The organism is Caballeronia sp. LjRoot31 (genome assembly GCF_964253885.1).
GTDB lineage: Bacteria > Pseudomonadota > Gammaproteobacteria > Burkholderiales > Burkholderiaceae > Caballeronia.
In genome coordinates this window covers 4116853-4134445 of record NZ_CAXURX020000001.1, presented here as the reverse complement: position 1 = coordinate 4134445, position 17593 = coordinate 4116853, and the positions used below count along the sequence as shown (strand labels likewise).

General features: G+C 60.1%; 19 protein-coding genes. 16 read left to right on the top strand and 3 right to left on the bottom strand.

The window, feature by feature from the left end:
- Window positions 1-419: 419 nt before the first annotated feature.
- From rpmH to yidC, 4 genes are all read left to right on the top strand, one after another.
- On the top strand, window positions 420-554 hold the full coding sequence (gene rpmH / locus ACSQ8V_RS18490; RefSeq protein ID WP_006998755.1) for a 50S ribosomal protein L34: 135 nt from the start codon (window positions 420-422) through the stop codon (window positions 552-554).
- Window positions 555-607: 53 nt separating this feature from the next.
- Window positions 608-1090, top strand: coding sequence for a ribonuclease P protein component (rnpA, locus tag ACSQ8V_RS18485; RefSeq protein WP_213765073.1), 483 nt, complete (start codon window positions 608-610; stop codon window positions 1088-1090).
- A gap of 68 nt (window positions 1091-1158) precedes the next feature.
- Window positions 1159-1527: a membrane protein insertion efficiency factor YidD gene (gene yidD / locus ACSQ8V_RS18480; protein ID WP_255631416.1), complete on the top strand. Its 369-nt coding sequence runs from the start codon at window positions 1159-1161 to the stop codon at window positions 1525-1527.
- 8 nt (window positions 1528-1535) lie between these two features.
- Window positions 1536-3212 (top strand): membrane protein insertase YidC, encoded by a 1677-nt coding sequence (gene yidC, locus ACSQ8V_RS18475; RefSeq protein ID WP_436206562.1) that lies wholly within the window; start codon window positions 1536-1538, stop codon window positions 3210-3212.
- Window positions 3213-3291: 79 nt separating this feature from the next.
- On the opposite strand, the gene ACSQ8V_RS18470 is transcribed toward yidC, so the two are convergent.
- A complete protein-coding gene (locus ACSQ8V_RS18470) occupies window positions 3292-3711 on the bottom strand; it encodes a transcriptional regulator (RefSeq protein WP_213765071.1) in 420 nt (139 codons plus the stop codon).
- A 313-nt stretch (window positions 3712-4024) separates the two neighbouring features.
- Between ACSQ8V_RS18470 and mnmE the strand changes: the two genes are divergently transcribed.
- The 4 genes from mnmE (at window position 4025) to ACSQ8V_RS18450 (ending at window position 6551) form a co-directional block, all read left to right on the top strand.
- Complete coding sequence (gene mnmE, locus ACSQ8V_RS18465) at window positions 4025-5413, top strand: tRNA uridine-5-carboxymethylaminomethyl(34) synthesis GTPase MnmE (RefSeq protein ID WP_436206561.1); 1389 nt, start codon at window positions 4025-4027, stop codon at window positions 5411-5413.
- A gap of 66 nt (window positions 5414-5479) precedes the next feature.
- Entirely contained in the window at window positions 5480-5617 is a 138-nt protein-coding gene (locus ACSQ8V_RS18460; protein WP_436206560.1) for a hypothetical protein, read from the top strand.
- Between the two features lie 255 nt (window positions 5618-5872).
- A complete protein-coding gene (locus tag ACSQ8V_RS18455; protein WP_436206559.1) occupies window positions 5873-6238 on the top strand; it encodes a type II toxin-antitoxin system RelE/ParE family toxin in 366 nt (121 codons plus the stop codon).
- Entirely contained in the window at window positions 6231-6551 is a 321-nt protein-coding gene (locus ACSQ8V_RS18450; protein WP_436206558.1) for a helix-turn-helix domain-containing protein, read from the top strand. Before ACSQ8V_RS18455 ends, ACSQ8V_RS18450 begins: the two co-directional genes overlap by 8 nt.
- A 207-nt stretch (window positions 6552-6758) precedes the next feature.
- Here the strand turns inward: ACSQ8V_RS18450 and ACSQ8V_RS18445 are convergent, their stop codons facing one another.
- The gene (locus ACSQ8V_RS18445) at window positions 6759-7385 is read right to left on the bottom strand and encodes a LysE family translocator (RefSeq protein ID WP_213765069.1); all 627 of its coding nucleotides are present in this window, start codon (window positions 7383-7385) and stop codon (window positions 6759-6761) included.
- 546 nt (window positions 7386-7931) lie between these two features.
- Here ACSQ8V_RS18445 and sap1 point away from each other — a divergent pair.
- Window positions 7932-8276 carry a surface attachment protein Sap1 gene (gene sap1 / locus ACSQ8V_RS18440; protein WP_436206557.1) on the top strand — a complete coding sequence of 115 codons (345 nt, stop codon included), beginning with the start codon at window positions 7932-7934 and terminating at the stop codon, window positions 8274-8276.
- A 351-nt stretch (window positions 8277-8627) separates the two neighbouring features.
- Window positions 8628-9179: a YaeQ family protein gene (locus ACSQ8V_RS18435; RefSeq protein WP_031360972.1), complete on the top strand. Its 552-nt coding sequence runs from the start codon at window positions 8628-8630 to the stop codon at window positions 9177-9179.
- A 24-nt stretch (window positions 9180-9203) separates the two neighbouring features.
- Here ACSQ8V_RS18435 and ACSQ8V_RS18430 read toward each other — a convergent pair whose 3' ends face one another.
- Window positions 9204-9611, bottom strand: coding sequence for a VOC family protein (locus ACSQ8V_RS18430; RefSeq protein ID WP_436206556.1), 408 nt, complete (start codon window positions 9609-9611; stop codon window positions 9204-9206).
- A gap of 386 nt (window positions 9612-9997) precedes the next feature.
- On the opposite strand from ACSQ8V_RS18430, the gene ada reads away from it, so the two are divergent.
- The 6 genes from ada to ACSQ8V_RS18400 all read left to right on the top strand — a co-directional run bounded on the left by ada (window position 9998) and on the right by ACSQ8V_RS18400 (window position 17499).
- On the top strand, window positions 9998-11107 hold the full coding sequence (ada, locus tag ACSQ8V_RS18425) for a bifunctional DNA-binding transcriptional regulator/O6-methylguanine-DNA methyltransferase Ada (protein ID WP_213765066.1): 1110 nt from the start codon (window positions 9998-10000) through the stop codon (window positions 11105-11107).
- Window positions 11108-11210: 103 nt separating this feature from the next.
- Window positions 11211-12125, top strand: coding sequence for a DNA-3-methyladenine glycosylase family protein (locus tag ACSQ8V_RS18420; protein ID WP_436206555.1), 915 nt, complete (start codon window positions 11211-11213; stop codon window positions 12123-12125).
- 263 nt (window positions 12126-12388) lie between these two features.
- Entirely contained in the window at window positions 12389-14008 is a 1620-nt protein-coding gene (gene gshA / locus ACSQ8V_RS18415; RefSeq protein ID WP_436206554.1) for a glutamate--cysteine ligase, read from the top strand.
- 244 nt (window positions 14009-14252) lie between these two features.
- On the top strand, window positions 14253-14846 hold the full coding sequence (locus ACSQ8V_RS18410; protein WP_213765063.1) for a hypothetical protein: 594 nt from the start codon (window positions 14253-14255) through the stop codon (window positions 14844-14846).
- Window positions 14847-15406: 560 nt separating this feature from the next.
- Window positions 15407-15664, top strand: a complete 258-nt coding sequence (locus tag ACSQ8V_RS18405; RefSeq protein WP_436206553.1) for a hypothetical protein — start codon at window positions 15407-15409, stop codon at window positions 15662-15664.
- Between the two features lie 254 nt (window positions 15665-15918).
- Window positions 15919-17499 (top strand): efflux transporter outer membrane subunit, encoded by a 1581-nt coding sequence (locus ACSQ8V_RS18400; RefSeq protein WP_436206552.1) that lies wholly within the window; start codon window positions 15919-15921, stop codon window positions 17497-17499.
- The last annotated feature ends 94 nt before the right edge of the window (window positions 17500-17593 follow it).

The following is a 17593-nucleotide window of genomic DNA, read 5'->3' as shown; positions in this document are numbered from 1 at the left end:
CGAATGCAGTCGTTAGGGTTTACCGCGAGTCCTGCCGCCGCCCTCGCCGCCACTCGGCGACAAGGCCCGGTGCGCGCGGGCAAGCGTGCCCCAGAGCCTTGTCCACCATGCTTTTGCAGGCGGTACAGCGGACCGGGACAACGTGCGGTTACGTCGGATTGAGCGGAGATTCTAACGCCAAATGCAACCGCGGCGCGAGTTATCCACAGGGACGGACCATGCGGCGTATCGAATCGTCAGGCCTGTGGACTTCTTCGAAAACCGCTCGCCATGCCTCGTAACCTATTGACGGTCAATAGGAAAACGGTTTAAATAGCGGGTTCCGCAAAACCCGAATTCCTGTACCACCGGCCGGTGCGTCGCTTTTTACGTCGCTTACCTCTAGCCGCGCGGTCCGTTTTTACCCAAGTGAGACCAACATGAAACGCACTTACCAACCTTCCGTTACCCGCCGCAAGCGTACCCACGGCTTTCGCGTCCGTATGAAGACGGCCGGCGGCCGCAAGGTGATCAACGCACGTCGCGCGAAGGGCCGCAAGCGCCTGGCTGTATAAGGTCGCTTTTGACGGCGCGCCCCGGCACTCGCCCAGACGCGTGCGACGGCCAGGTGCGCAGCACGACAAGCTCCGGACAGGAAACCAGTCAGTTGCGAGCGCGTGCCGCGTTCCCCAAGGCCGCAAGGCTGCTGAAAACGGATGAATACTCATCCGTTTTTCGTTTGCGCCCCTGGCGCCGGTCCCCGCACTTTGTCCTGTATGGCAAGCCGACAGGCAACGAGGCGCGACTGGGTTTGGTTATCGGCAAGAAGTTTGCGCCGCGCGCGGTGACGCGCAATCTGATCAAGCGGTTGGCGCGCGAGGCATTCCGGCTTCGGCGCGCGGAGCTTGGCGGATGGGACATCCTGCTGCGGCTGCATGCGAAGATTGACCGCAAGGCCATGCCGAGCGCGAAATCGCCGCCGCTGCGTACGTTGTTTCGCGAGGAGATCGACGGCCTGCTTGACCGTGCAGTGCGCGAAGCCGCGCGGCGTATGGGAGAGCCGGGTGCATCGACTATCGTCAGTGACCCACCCGCGCCTGCGGGCTCATGAGCCGCTTCAGGCGCACGCCGGCTTGGTCCGGCGTCGACCCGAGCGCGAATTTTATGCAGACGGCACGAATGGCAGAAAGGGCGTTGATTGCCTTATTACGCTTCTACAAGGTTGCGGTGAGCCCCATGCTCGGCAACCGGTGCCGCTTTTACCCATCGTGTTCTGACTACGCGCGCGAAGCAATCCAGTATCATGGCGCCGCGCGTGGCTCATTCCTCGCAGCAAAACGTCTGTGCCGCTGCCATCCGTTTTCGGCTGGCGGCATCGATCTGGTCCCCGTGCCTCCGTCCGCCGCCGGCTGCGTTCAGCAGGATGGCGCGTCAGCGGCCGACCCAGTCGACGACTCTGCCCCGAGCTCATCGAATTCGCCAGATCCGGCAAATTCAGTGAGTTCAAACCACCACGGCGCCAATAACGCGCTCTTCGATCGACACTGAGACAACGCATGGATATCAAACGTACCGTCCTATGGGTCATCTTTTTCATGTCGGCTGTCATGCTGTACGACAACTGGCAACGTGACCATGGGCGCCCGTCGATGTTCTTCCCGAGCGCCGTCCCGACCAAGACGGTCGGCAGCGCTGCACCGGGAACCACGACGCCGGGCACGCAAGCCGCCGATTTGCCGTCTACCCCTGGCGTACCCGGCGCACCGGCCGCGCCGGGTTCGAATGCACCCGCTTCGAGCGCAGCAGACCAGCTCGTGAATTTCTCCACGGACGTCTATTCCGGTCAGATCGATACTCGCGGCGGCACGCTGTCGAAGCTGTCGCTCGTGAAGGAAGGTGACGGCAAGCAGCCGGATCTGTACATCACGCTCTTCGATCACACCGCGACGCACACGTATCTCGCGCGCACGGGCCTGCTCGGCGGCGACTTCCCGAACCACAACGACGTCTTCACGCTCGTGCCGGGCAGCCAGACGTCGATGGACGGCGGCAACACGTTGTCAATCGCGTTCGAGTCGCCGGTCAAGGGTGGCGTGAAGGTCATCAAGACCTACACGTTCACGCGCGGCAGCTATGTGATCGGTGTCGACACGAAGGTGCAGAACGTCGGCACTGCGCCGGTCACGCCGCGCCTGTACATGGAACTCGTGCGCGACGATTCGCCGGTGGAAACGCCGCGCTTCTCGCATACGTTCATCGGGCCGGCTGTTTATACCGAGCAGCATCACTTCCAGAAGATGACGTTCAGCGATATCGACAAGGGCAAGGAAGATTTTGCGCCCTCCGCCGATAACGGCTGGGTCGCGATGGTGCAGCATTACTTTGCGTCGGCGTGGATTCCGCAGCAGGGCGTGAAGCGCGATATCTACGTGCAGAAGATCGATCCCGCGCTGTATCGCGTAGGCGTGCAGCAGCCGTTGCAGACCATCGCGCCAGGGCAGACGGTCGACGTGCAGGCGCGGCTTTTTGCTGGTCCTGAAGAAGAGCGGATGCTGGAAGGCATCGCACCGGGTCTTGAGTTGGTGAAAGACTACGGCATGGTGACGATCATCGCGAAGCCGCTGTTCTGGCTGCTCGAGAAGATCCATAGCTATGTGGGCAACTGGGGCTGGTCGATCATCCTGCTCACGCTGTTGATCAAGGCGGTGTTCTTCCCGTTGTCGGCGGCAAGCTACAAGTCGATGGCACGCATGAAGACCATCACGCCACGCATGACGCAATTGCGTGAACGGTATAAGGGCGATCCGCAGAAGATGAATTCGGAGCTGATGGCGCTCTATAAAACCGAGAAGGTGAATCCGTTCGGCGGCTGTCTGCCGGTGGTCGTGCAGATTCCGGTGTTTATCTCGCTGTACTGGGTGTTGCTGTCGTCGGTGGAAATGCGCGGTGCGCCGTGGGTCTTGTGGATTCACGACTTGTCGCAGGCCGATCCGTTCTACATCCTGCCGGTGATGATGGCCGTTTCCATGTTCCTGCAAACGCGGTTGAATCCCACGCCGCCGGATCCGGTTCAGGCAAAGATGATGATGTTCATGCCGTTGGCTTTCTCGGTCATGTTCTTCTTCTTCCCGTCAGGACTGGTGCTGTATTACGTTGTGAATAACGTGCTTTCCATCGCGCAGCAGTATTACATCACGCGCATGATGGGGCAGAAGAAGGTGGCGAAGGCTTAAAGTTTAGTCTTTGGTTGGATTGAAAACGCCCGGCTTATGCCGGGCGTTTTCGTTTCTGTGAACTGTTTGCGTATGCGTTTTACCGTTTCCCACCCGTCCCATAAAACTGATCGACTAGTTCTTCCAGCAAATACCGGTGATGCGACGATAGCGCCTCGATCTTCGAAGCCAGTTCAAGCGTCTCCTCCGAAGCCGGGTATTTCTCATCATGTGTGATCGGCTTCGGTGCGCCTTGCGGATTCCCGCTTGGAGGCGGTCCGTAATGAAGCCAGTGCTGTTCGACCTTGAACCATTCGGCGAGCGTCGCCAGTTTGTCGGTCGTGGGAATTGAACGCGCGGTCAGCCACTTGTGCGTGGTTTGCGGCGAAACGGGTTCACCGTGATATCGCAAATTGAAATGCAAAGCGAGATCGGTCGCACCGCGCATTTTCTCGGGCGCGCGTGTCATTGAAAATTTGAGCCGATCCGAAAAATCGGTTTTCTCTTTGGGTGTTGGCATGGTCGCGATTGTGCGAGGCAAACGCAGTGGGGGAGTCAACCGCCTACGCTAGATATGGCGCATCTTTCTAATTTTTAGCGCGTTCAGGAAAAACAACATCAGAATGCCGCAATGGTTGATTGATAGGCATGACCCAATAACGACCACATTTGCAGCCAACGAAACGATGCGCGCCAACAGCCAGTCCGATGCTTCATCATATCTCACGTAAGATAAATTGAGAATCGTCCTAACGGCTCGTGCCACGCAGCGAAACGAGAGCACCGCGCTACAATGCCGCCACTCGTTCACGCGCGTTCCGCTGGAAAAAACCATGTCCAATAACGACACCGATCCGATTGTCGCGATCGCCACCGCGCCGGGGCGCGGGGGTATCGGCGTAATCCGGCTGTCGTTCGGGCGGGCGGGCGAAGCAGCGGCGAGGCACGCGATGCTTGCGCTGTGCGGCCAGTTGCTCGACGCGCGGCACGCGAGCTATGTGCCGTTCATTGATGCGCGCGGCGAAGCGATCGATCGCGGCATTGCACTGTATTTCCCCGCACCGCATTCCTATACCGGCGAACACGTGCTCGAATTGCAGGGACACGGTGGTCCGATCGTGCTGCAACTGCTGTTGCAGCGAGCTGTCGATACCGGTCGCGAATTCGGCGTGCGGCTGGCCGAACCCGGTGAGTTCACGCGTCGCGCGTTCCTCAACGACAAGCTCGACCTGGCGCAGGCCGAAGCTGTCGCGGATTTGATCGAGGCGAGCACGGAAGCCGCGGCGCGCTCGGCGGGCCGCTCGCTCGATGGCGCGTTCTCGCGCGAAATCCATGCGCTCGTGGAAGACGTGATCACGTTGCGGATGCTGGTCGAAGCGACGCTCGATTTCCCCGAGGAGGAGATCGATTTCCTGGAAGCCGCCGATGCCCGCGGCAAGCTCGCGCGCATCCGTGCCCTGCTCGACAAAGTGCTCGCCGATGCTCGACAGGGCGCGCTACTGCGCGAGGGGCTATCGGTTGTGCTCGCGGGGCAGCCGAACGTGGGCAAATCGTCGTTGCTGAATGCGCTGGCCGGCGCTGAACTCGCCATCGTCACGCCGATTGCCGGCACCACGCGCGACAAGGTCACGCAGACTATTCAGATCGAAGGCATTCCACTGCATGTCATCGATACCGCCGGCCTGCGCGAAACCCAGGACGAGGTGGAGCGGATTGGTATCGAACGGACTTGGGGGGAAATCGGCCGCGCGGATGTCGTGCTGCATCTGCTGGACGCACGTGAAACGCTGAGTGCCGAGGACGCAGCAATCTCGGCGCGTTTTCCGGTGGGCGTGCCGGTCGTGCGCGTGCTGAACAAGGCAGATCTGGCGGGCGTGGAGGCATCGGCGGAAACGGCCGGTGATGGCGTGCGCGACGTGCGTTTATCGGCGAAAACGGGTGAGGGAATCGCGATATTGCGTAGCGAATTGCTCAAGATTGCAGGGTGGCAGGCGGGCGCGGAGAGTATCTATCTGGCGCGCGAACGGCATCTGATTGCGCTGCGCGCTGCGCGCGAACATCTGGCGATTGCCGCGGACCATGCGGACCAGAATTCGCAAGCGCTCGATTTGTTTGCCGAGGAGTTGCGGCTCGCACAGGATCAGTTGAATTCGATCACCGGGGAGTTCAGTTCCGATGATCTGCTGGGCGTGATTTTCAGCCGGTTTTGTATTGGGAAGTAGACGTCGCTTAGCTCGTAGGGTTCATGATGTAGGATTCCAGTAGAGAAGCCACGCAGGGAGCCCCAAATGGCGAAACCCAAGGGTCTCGATGAAGAGCAAGCAGTTCGCTGCCGCAGGCAGATAGGCTTGGCCACCATCGCTGCCGTGATCATTATCGCGGGGCTCTGGCGAACGGTCGTGTGGTTCGGATGGCTTGGCTTCTGATTCGAGCTTTTTATTCGGAGCGTCATGACGCCGCCGAATAGAAATGGGTGAAGACCGGGGCTCGACCGGCTTCGCTCACCCAAATCTCAAACCGCCTTCTTCCACACCGCAGCAAACACCCTCGCCCCCATCCAATGCGGGCTCCCTGCCGTCGAACCGTGACCAATCAATCACAGCCTCGCCTGCAGCAGAATTTGACTTGAAGACTATACCACCAGGTGGCATAGTTTACCTTTATAGTCAAACCGGCATGCAATGCAACCACCCGCGCAGCGCGTCTTTAAGACAGCATGGTTCAGCAAGGCAGCCAGATCCGCCGGCATTACCAACGGCGATCTGTGCAAAGCCGCAAAGCAACTCATAGACGGCCAAGGCGACGATCTCGGTGGCAACGTCTGGAAGAAGCGTCTGGACAGGAACACGAAACGCGGCCTCGTTTTGAACAAGGTGGGCAGAAGATGGATCTTCGTGTTTCTGTTTGCGAAAAGCGACATGGACAACATCGGCGATATCGATCTAAAGAAGTTCAAGAGGCTTGCCAAGGATTATGGAAGCAAGACATCAGCCGATATCGACTTGCTGGTTGATCTGAAGGAACTATTGGAGATTTGCAATGGCTGACAAACGATTCAAGAGCGACGCTTCCGAGGCAATTCACAGCGCCGCGTCTGGCCTGTTTCGCGCAAAGCTTATCGACAAAAAGACGATGCGTGACTATGACGACTTGTGCATCGAGGAGCCGCCTCACTATGCGGCCAAGGACGTTGCACGTATCCGAAAGAGTGCCAATGTCAGCCAGAGTGTGTTTGCTCATTACTTGAACACGAGCCCTTCGACCGTCAGGCAGTGGGAGGCTGGCGCAAAAAAGCCGAGTGGTCTCGCGGCACGCCTGCTTCAGGTAGTCCAGAAACACGGCTTGGAGGTGCTTGCGTGATTCGACGACCCACAGGCATCGCCATAGCGCCTTCGAGGCGGCGAATGGATTGAGCAACCAGTTGAAAAAGCGAGGGTTGCTTACGAGCGCCCAGCCCGTCAGGTGAGGACCATTTCGGCGAAACCACCAAAATGGTCCTATTCGGGTCAGGAGCGAAGCGCGCGATAACCGACTACGCGGTTCTCCCCGGCTTCGCTCACCCAAACCTCAAACCGCCTTCTTCCACACCGCAGCAAACACCCCAGCCCCCATCAACAGCGCGCCGCCGGTTCGATTCACCGTCCGCTGCACGCCAGGCCGCCGAATTGCCCGTCGCGCGACCGAAGCGAGCATTGCATAAGCAAACGCATTCGCCGCAGCCAACCCGACAAACGTCGCCTCCATGATCGCAATCTGCGAAATGCTCGCCACGTGTGGATCGATGAATTGCGGCAAGAACGCGATAAAGAAAATGATGCTTTTCGGATTGAGCGTGGTCACCGCGTATGCGTGAGCGACGATCCGCCGTGTGCGCAACTCGCCAGGCGCGCTGACCGCATCGGCGTCCATCACCGGCGCGCGCCACAACTTGATGCCCAGATAAACGAGATAAGCCGCGCCCACCCATTTCAGGACCATGAACAGTTCCGCCGATGCCGCGAGCAACACGCCAAGCCCGAGCATGGAAGCGGTCATCGACGTAAGGTCGCCCAACGCAACACCGGCCGTCGTAGCAAGCGCGTATTTGCGGCCGTGGCCGAGCGCATAGGAGACCACCAGCAACACGGTCGGTCCGGGAATGGCAACAAGGATGGCGGAGGCGATTGCGAACGGTAGCCATTGGGCAAGGGTCATGGAAGCTCCTGTAGGACGGAAGCGTCGATTAATCCACGAAGATTCGCATCTGACAAGACACCGTGTAAAAAAGCGGCAGGAACCCCGACATGACCCGGAGCATGCCACCCCTGCCGAGGGCAGGCTGTCACACCGAAGTATCTGACTTGAAACAGTTTCGTTTGTAGAAGCGCTTTTCTGCGTCCGATTTCCCCGTTCGGCACAAATTCTGCTTGGTATTGAACGGGCTTTGACCAGCGATCAGGCCCGGTAATCTGTAGTGTCTCCTCCTCATTTCGTTGAGGTTAATGCCCGGTTCCAGCGAACCGGGCATCTTTTATTGTTTTTCTGTTTGCGCCGCATCATTCGGCATTTTTGATTACCGTGCCACGCGCTTAAAGCCCCTTAATCCCAAATACCCCTTCTGCGACAATCCGTCTTGTTGCGAACGCACACAAGTTGTGCTTGCCTCTTGCAAATTCTCATCTAGGATAAACGCTGCAGATTAATAACTAGTCACTGAATACATAGCTAAATCCCCGCTAAAGAGTTGCATGGAGGCTATCGATGAAAAAGCGCGCCATTGCTGGTTTTGCGATGATCGGCTTATTGGGCGCGATCACCTCGGTTCAAGCCCAGGACAAGGCGATCCAGCCGCAACAAACGTTCAGTTTCATGCCTAACGCGTACGGCTGTTTATCGAAGGACAAATTCGATTCCGCCGATCAACACGCCCAGGCCGGCGAGCAACAGAAAATGCAGGAATTCTTCGCGGGATTTCAATGCGTACCCACACCCGAAGGCGCTCATTTCCGGGTAGTGCAGGTTGTCGGCCATGATGTCGAATTTGTGAATGCGGCAAACAGCGATACACAAGGCTTGTGGACCGCAGACCGATTTATCAAGCAGTGAATTAATCACATACAGATCACGGTTTAAAGAATAACGGCGACGTAAAGGCCGCCGTTATCTAATTGTGTGATTACTCGCGGAGTGAATTTATTCACCCCCGCCGGGTTGGCTACGCGTCAGCGCAGGACACTCTCACGCGGCATCGGCAACGGCATACGTCAACTTGCTTTTTCCAGCAACATCCTCCCCTCCTTGAGCGATTCCCCGCAACGAGCGAACGCGTTCGGTATCATCACGCGTCGAACGTCGTCGAATGTGATTCGGAACGCGTCGGCACGCAGCGGTTCCGCCCGAAATATCCGTTCCGATTCCCCTTTTTTCTGGCCTCTCAAACAGGCTTTCCGGTGTTGCATGGCCCTTAAATCCACAATCTACAAAGCTGAGCTGCAAATCGCCGACATGGATCGGCACTACTACGGCGACCACGCGCTGACCATTGCCCGGCATCCGTCCGAAACAGACGACCGGATGATGGTGCGCGTCGCCGCGTTCGCGTTATTCGCGAGCGAACGCCTCGAATTCACCAAAGGACTGTCCGACACCGACGAACCCGATCTCTGGCAAAAGGACCTGACCGGGCAAATCGAAACGTGGATTGAAGTGGGTCAGCCGGAGGAACGGCGTATCGCGAAGGCGAGCGGACGCGCGGATCGGGTGATCGTGATCGCGTATGGCGGCCGCACCTCCGAGATCTGGTGGCAGGGCGTCAAAGCGAAGGTCGAACGGATGCAAAACGTGACCGTATGGTCGCTCACCGATGGCGTGGCCGCAGCGCTCGGCGCGTTGGCCGAACGGACCATGCGGCTTCAATGCACCGTGCAGGATGGCGAGGCATCGCTGGGCAGCGCCACGGTGGATCCGGTTGCTATCGACTGGACGGTGTTCAAGGGAAAGCCGCGCTGACCGGATGATCGGACGCGCCGCCGGTCACGCCTCCGGTGGCCCTTTCAGCTCGATCAGGTTGCCTTCCAGATCGAAGAAATAGAGCGACGGGCCGAAGCCTTCAGCACCGTATCGACGGGCTTCGTCCCCCAGGCGCACGCCGTTCTCAAGCAGATGCGCACGCAACGCGGTGGAATCGAAGGGTTCCACGCGCAAGCACAAGTGATCCATGTTGTTGCCCGCGCCGGGCGTGCCGCTTTCCGGCCGGTCAATCTTCGAGCCCACCGCCAGCAGATCGATCAGCGAGCGCCCCGCGCGCATCTGAACCAACCCAAGCTCGCGTTGCTCCTTCTCTACCGGACAACCCAGCACCGTCCTGTAAAAATCGACCATGGCATCAAGGTTCGCACAGCGAATCACGACGTGATCAATCTCGCGGATAGGTATGTGCATGGTGTGTCTCCGTTCTAGCGTTGTTATAGCCAGTAAACTGGCGAAAAGAGCTAGCTTTAAGTTTAGCAAGTGTTGCGAAACAGCACGGCTATAAAGGCTACAAAGCGTACAGACGAAAAAAAGCCCGCTCGTTGCGGAGCGGGCTGAATCCATATCAGGAGGAGACATGGAGGAGACAGTTCCAATATTACACAGCCGATAGGGTCGATGCAACACTTATCGTAGTAAAAACCCCTATGGTGGGGATGTGTCGCATCTGTGCGTCATTTGTCCATGCGTTCACAGTCCCGTCATCCAAGGAAGAAATGACAGAGCAAGATCCGGCGAGTACCTATAGACGCGCGCCTCTAAAGTAGTCACGTACTCTTCGCAAACCGAGGATTGTGATGAAAACCGAATCAAGCACCGCTGCTTTTTCCAACGATGAAACCCGTTGGAACGCCCTGTCGAGCCGCGACTCAAGCGCCGACGGCGAGTTCTTCTATGCCGTTCGTACGACCGGCGTGTTCTGCCGCCCATCGTGTGCGTCGCGGCAGCCGCGGCGTGAAAACGTCGAATTCTTCGATACCCCGCAGCAAGCCGAAGCCGCCGGTTATCGGGCATGCAAACGGTGTCAGCCGGGCAGTCTGTCGCGGGAACTCGCTATCGTGGAGCGCGCGTGCAAGGTGCTCGACGCCGACCCACAGCAACGCGTGACGCTCGCGGAGTTGAGCCGCGCCGTGCATGTCAGCGCGTTTCATTTGCAGCGGCTGTTTTCGCGTGTGGTCGGCGTGTCGCCGAGGCAATACCAGGCCGCCCGCCGCGCGGATGCATTGCGCGGTGCGCTTCAACGCGGCGACGACGTGACCCGCGCCATGCATGACGCCGGCTTCGGTTCGACATCGCGGATGTATGACGCGGCGCCCGCCGAACTGGGGATGACGCCATCGACTTATCGACGCAAGGGAGCAGGTCTGGTCGTGCATTTCGCTACCGCGCAGACGGCGCTGGGGATCGTGCTGGTCGCAGCAACGCCCAAGGGCATCTGCAAGATCGCTTTCGGCGATAACCCGGCCGCGCTCGAAGCCGAATTGGCTCAAGAGTTGTCGGACGCAGAACGGATCGAAGACAAGGCGAGGCTCGCGCCGTTTATCGTGCAGATCGATGCTTATTTGCGCGGCACGCGAGAGCACTTCGACCTGCCGCTCGATATCAGCGCAACGGCTTTTCAACAGCGCGTATGGGATGCGTTGCAGAGGATTCCATACGGCCAGACGCGCAGTTATACCGATATCGCCGAAACGCTTGGGTCGCCGCGGGCAGTGCGGGCGGTGGCGAATGCGTGCGCGTCGAACCCGGTGGCGCTTGCCATTCCGTGTCATCGCGTAGTGCATAAGGATGGCGCGCTGGCGGGGTATCGATGGGGCACGGCGCGCAAGGTCGCGTTGTTATCGGCGGAAAAGGAGCATCGGGTCGCCGTGCCGCTCGAGACGGTTGGCGCGGAGGATCTGGATTGATGGAGCATGGCTGGCTCGCGGGCTTTCAACATCTCCTGAATCACGTTGAACAATACGATGCCCATTAGCATCCCCATCCTCCCTGCTTTCGAACGCGCTTAAATTGCCACAAAATAAACCCACCCGCATCCAGCTACCCTACGTCGAACCCTACGATTGGCCTCGCGTCCTGCGATTTTTCGCGGGGCGCGCGACGCTTGGCGTCGAAGCGGTGGAGGACGGTTCGTATCGCCGTGCAATTGAATGGCTTGGCGATTCGGGCACGCTCAGCGTGACAAAGCACGCCAGCAAACCTTGTCTCGTTGCGACGCTGGAAGGCGCGGCGAGCCGCCATGCGAAAGCGATCGGCGAGCATCTGACGCGCATGTTCGATCTTCAGGCCGACGCGCCGGCTATCGCCGCTCATCTCGCCCGCGACCCGTGGTTCGCGCCGCTGACCCAAGCCGTGCCCGGGTTGCGCGTACCCGGCGCGTGGTCGGGCTTCGAACTGGTCGTGCGCGCGATTGTCGGCCAGCAGGTCAGCGTGAAAGCGGCATCGACCATTGTGGGAAGGCTCGTCGAACGCGCCGGTACGCCGCTGACCGATCATCCGCATGCCGGCACCGCCTGGCGTTTCCCGACGCCCGCCGCACTGGCCGAGATCGATCTGGAAAAGATCGGCATGCCGGGCAAACGCGTGGCCGCATTGCAGGGGTTCGCACGCGAGGTTGCGGCGGGCGCGCTGCCTCTCGACGATCCCCATGCGGACCGCGCCGAACTGCGGACGGCGTTGCTGGCTATGCCGGGTATCGGACCGTGGACAGTGGAATATGTCGCGATGCGCGCGCTACGCGACGCCGACGCGTGGCCCGGCACCGACCTGATCCTGATGCAGGCGTTAGTGGCACGCGATCCGTCGATGGCGAAAGCGGCGGCGCTGCGCGCCCGCGCTGAGGCCTGGCGGCCGTATCGTGCGTATGCTGCCCTGCATGTGTGGAATGAAATCGCGGACCGGGCGGGATCGGCGAAAGGCGGGTGACGCGCAGCGTCGCTACGTGGGCTCGAAGCGGATCCTGAAACGCGGCCCCCGCCCACTATCGAATTCACGGCCGAATCGGCAGCCCGCATCGCTCATCGGAAAAACCTGCCGCTGCCACTCGCGCTGCAAACCGCTTGAATTCGCGCAAACCCTTATCCGACAAGGGTTCAAGCACGTCTTACACTGAGATGTTAAAGTGCCCGCTACCCAAAAATCTGGTTCGGCGCATTCCGTTCGGCGTCAGACACGCAACCGTCGCAGCAATGGCAAATACGAATTTCTCATCTCCGTCCAACAGCGCTTTCCTGCGCCGCTTATCCGCGCTGACCAGCGGCCCGCACGGCGCTGCGTTGCGCCAGGGGCTGCGCGGCATCGAGAAGGAAAGCCTGCGGGTGACGCGCGAGGGAACGCTTGCCACCACGCCGCATCCGCGCACATTCGGCTCGGCGCTCACGCATCCGCTCATCACCACCGACTACTCCGAAGCGCTGATTGAACTGATTACGCCAGCCGAGCACGACGTCACGCGCACGCTCGAGCAACTGGACGACTTGCATCGCTTCGCCTATGCGCATCTCGGCAGCGAATTGCTCTGGAACGACTCCATGCCCGGCGTGCTTCCCGCCGATCAGGACATCCCGATCGGCTGGTATGGGACATCGAATATAGGCATGTTGAAGCACGTGTACCGGCGCGGTTTGTCGCTACGATACGGCCGCACCATGCAATGCATCGCCGGGATTCACTATAACTATTCGCTGCACGAAGACGTGTGGCGCACATGGGCCGCGCTCGATAACCGCAGCGCCGTGCCAGTCGTCGATTTCCAGTCAGAACGATATTTCGCGCTGATCCGGAATTTTCGCCGGACAAGCTGGCTGCTGATGTATTTGTTCGGCGCATCGCCGGCGCTCAACCAGCAGTTCCTGCGCGGCCGCCCGAATACGCTCGAGACTTTCGACGCCACCACGCGTTATCTGCCGTACGCCACCAGCCTGCGGATGAGCGATCTCGGCTATACGAACAACCCGGCGCAATCCGCGCTGCTGCCGAGCTACGACACGCTCGACGGTTACCTCAGCGTGCTCGCGAAAGCGGTCAGCGAGCCGTATCCGGCGTATGAAGCCATGGGCACGCAGCGTGACGGCGAATGGGTGCAGATCAACACGAACGTGCTGCAGATCGAGAACGAGTTCTACTCGACCATCCGGCCGAAGCGCATCACGCAACCTGGCGAGCGGCCGTTGCATGCTTTGTCGTCGCGTGGCGTGCAATACATTGAAGTGCGTTGCCTCGATATCGACCCGTTCGAGCCGACCGGAATTTCGCTTGAGACTACGCGTTTCATGGACGCGTATCTGCTGTATTGCGCGATCGAAGACAGCCCGCTTTTACCGCGCGCCGCCAACGAGGAAGCCAACGAGAACTTCGCGCGCATCACGAAGGAAGGGCGCAAGCCCGGCCTGACGCTGGCGCGCGATGGCCGCGAAGTCCCCATGCAAGGCTGGGCGGATTCGTTGCTCGACGCCATTGAACCGGTCGCGCAGGCGCTTGACGCGCTGCATGGCATTGATGAACACATGACCGCCTTGAAGGCCCAGCGCGCACGATTGGCCGATGTCTCGCTGACACCGTCCGCCCGCGTGCTCGAAACCATGCGCGAGCGGCATCAAAGCTTCAACGAATTTGCGCTGGAACTGAGCGCAAAGCATGCCGATTACTTCCGTGGCCGTCCGCTCAGCGCCAAGGCCGAGCGCGAAATGGCGGCGCTTGCTGCAAAGTCGCTGGACGATCAGGCAAGAATCGAGCGTGAAGAAGTCGGTTCGTTCGATGCCTTCGTCGGCGCTTATCGTGCTTACACGTTGAACCGTATTAGCGTTTGAAGCGGCTGGGCGCCGGCTTCAAAGCCGACGCTCAAGTCGACGCCCGGCAATCCAGCAGCTTTTCCCTCGCCGCACTGCCTCAGCAGCGGCAACCCTTACTTGTTTTGCAACAGTGCGCAACGCGTGGAAACGCTAGTCCGCAGGTCAGGTCTGAAAATAGCGACGTATCAGCTAAACCGGACTGATTGACGGCGGGCCGGACACGATCGGCCGGCCTGGACACACATCAAGGAGAGGAAGAAAAATGAGAAAAAACCTGTTGGGAAGCGCGAACCTGGCTAAGGCGGCAGTATTGAGTACGGTGGTGGGGGCAATCGCTCTGCTGGCCGGCTGCTCGACGACCGGCCAGATTGCCGGTGAAACCATGGAGCAGGCCACGGCGCCGCTCACGTGTACGAACAAGGCCGAATGTGACGCGTGGTGGGCGCGTGCGCAGGTTTGGGTGAGCAACCACTCCGAATACAAGCTGCAGACCGTTACGAATTCGATCATCCAGACCGATGGGCCGTCAGGCGGCAAACGCGCACTGGCATACCAGATCACCAAGACTCCAAGCAATGAAGGGACGGCAACAATTGGTTTCGCCGCCCATTGCGACAATATGCTCGGCTGCGACCCGAACCCGTGGAAGGCCGGCGCGGACTTCAAGCAGTTCGTGCGCGGCGGGCCATCGCAGATGGGCACGCCGGGAGGCGCGACGGCGTCCGGCAATGCGTTGCCGCCGGTTTCTCCCGCGCCGCCATTGCAGCCGATGCAGCAAAACCTTCCCGTTCATCCGATGCCATCAACGCTCGAGAATCAGCCGGGACAATCGGGCCAGGACCTGACGCCGCAGTAGGTCTCCACCGTTGTCCGTTGTTAATTACAGAAGGCCGCGTTCCCGTCAGGCGCGGCCTTTGCACATCCAATCGGGGAAACGGCGGCAATCGACGAAAATGTGGCGGCTACATACTATTTAATGCATCGACAGGCTGGTTACTATCGGTTCGATAGCTAAAACCCTTGCATAGGCATTATTTTAATCCGACGAGGGAATGGCCTGTACCTTCGCCTGTTCGGGCAATCGCTGGAACGCCATCGCCCGAGATACCCGCGCAAACCAGCCAGTTGAATGCAAGCCGAAGCGGCCTTGAACATTCACTCCGCGTCATCGGCGAAGGGCTCAAGCCAGGAACCAAGCGCCCTATGCTTCCAGACGACGGCCGCCCGCATCCCTCAGGCCCAAGATCCCGGACTTAAAAACAACACTGCGAAAATTTGCTAAGGTTCCCATCTTGAAAATCGATTGCATAGTCAATATTATTCTAAGCAACGAGTTACGCGCTGCGGCGCCACCCGAGACCATGTTCTGACCGACTGAAAGCATCGAACCATTCGATGCGCAAATGGATTTACCCGATGAACCGCGCTGCCCAAACCACCCGCCTCCTCGGCCGACGCTTCGGCCAATCGATAACCGCCGCCTTGCTGCACGTCCTGCCGCCTAATATGAGCTCATGGAAGCTGGCGCTGTACGTGATCGTGTTTTTGCTGCCGGGCGGCTCGTTTGTCGTACTGGGTGCCGTGTGGCTCGAAAACCGCCGCGCGCGCAAAGCCGCGGACCCGGCGCCCGCCAAGACTCCGCGCCTCTGTGGTCCGAAACACTGCGACGCCTGATACCCTCGCCGCCGTTCCCGGCGCGTTGTTATGCAACTCACGCAATGCTGCGTGAATGCCTGTTGTTGCGTAACGACCCGTAACCGAATCCGCGCGGCGGGTAACACCCAGCTTCCTTTCAAGTTGTTACCCTAACGCCTGCCCGACGCCCGCCCTTCGCGCGCGTTCAGTTACCATTTCGGACCGGTTGCGCGAAATGCTTCGCGCCGCATTGCGTTGAAGCGCGCGCAACCTCCGACAGGAATCCAGAGCAGATGCCGTTCACCCGAATACCCGTCTTTCCTCGCAAGTCCGCTATCGTCCTCGCACTGGCCCTGACAATGGCCGGTTGTGCCGTCGGTCCGAACTACCAACGTCCCGACACCGCCATTCCCGCGTCATATAAAGAAGCGCCGGAGGGCTGGAAAGTCGCGCAGCCTTCGGACCGGGTGGATCGTGGAAACTGGTGGGCGATTTATAACGACCCGCAGTTGAATGACCTTGAAACGCGGTTGAACGCGTCGAATCAGACTATCGCGCAATACGCGGCGGCTTATCGGCAGGCCCGGGCGCTGGTTTCAGAAGCGCGCGCGGCGTATTTCCCTACGCTGGGGTTATCGGCGACGGGTTCGCGGGCAGGTTCCTCCAGCCGCTCAAGCGGTTCGATTTCCAGCGGCAGCTCGATCAACAATAACTACGATCTTTCCCTCGATGCATCGTGGGAACCGGACCTGTGGGGCACCGTCAGCCGGACGGTCGGCGCGCAGCGCGCCGGTGAGCAAAGCGCCGCGGCCGATCTCGCCAACGCACGGCTCTCGGCACAGGGCTCGCTGGCGCAAACCTACTTCCAGTTGCGTTCGCTGGACGCACAGCAAAAGCTCCTCGACGACACCGTCGCCGCTTATCAGCGCACGCTGCAACTCACGCAGAACCAGTACGCGCAAGGCACGGCCGCCCGCTCGGATGTGATCCAGGCGCAGACGCAATTGCAATCGGCGCAAGCGTCGGCTATCGATAACGGCGTCGCCCGCGCGCAATACGAACACGCGATCGCCGTGCTGGTCGGCGAGCCGGCGTCGACGTTCTCCATTGCTTCATCGCCGCTCGACGCCACGCCGCCCGACGTGCCGCTGCAACTGCCGTCCGCCATCCTCGAACGGCGGCCCGATATCGCGTCGGCCGAGCGCAAGGCAGCCCAGGCGAACGAACAGATCGGCGTGGCAATCGCGGCGTTTTTCCCCACGCTGACGTTGTCGGCAAGCGGCGGTTTTCAAAGCTCAATATTTTCGCAATTGCTGACCGCGCCATCGCGCTTCTGGACACTCGGGCCGGATCTCGCAGCGACCATTTTCGATGGCGGCTTGCGAGCCGCCCAGACCGAAGCGGCGCGCGCGTCGTATGACTCGGCCGTGGCGACGTATCGGCAAGCGGTGCTGACCGCGTTCCAGGACGTCGAGGACAACCTGGCGTCGCAGAGAATTCTCGCGAACGAGATCGGGATCCAGCAGCAAGCCGTTGCGTCGGCGCAGCAGGCGCTGGCTATTGTGACCAATCAGTACAAGTCGGGCACGGTCGGGTTCATCAACGTGCTCACCGCGCAGACCACAGCATTCACCGCCGAGCAGAAGCTGGCGAGTATCGCCGGGGAACGGATGGTGTCGTCGGTGGGATTGATCAAGGCGCTCGGCGGCGGCTGGGACACGGCGCAAATGGATCAGGAAACCGGCAGCGCAGCGGCGCCTGACGTAGCGGCGCCGGCGAGCGGCGTTGCGGTGAAGGGGACGAACGCTGCGTTGAATTCGGCGCCGGGTTCGTCAACCGTTGCGGCCACCAACGGCGGCATGGTTAAAGAATAAGACGCGCCGGGGCGAGGATACCCCGCGGTCTTTGTGTCCACGCTCGTCGTAATTTCACGCGAGGGCGAAAGGATGCCCGGCACGTTCGCGCTGA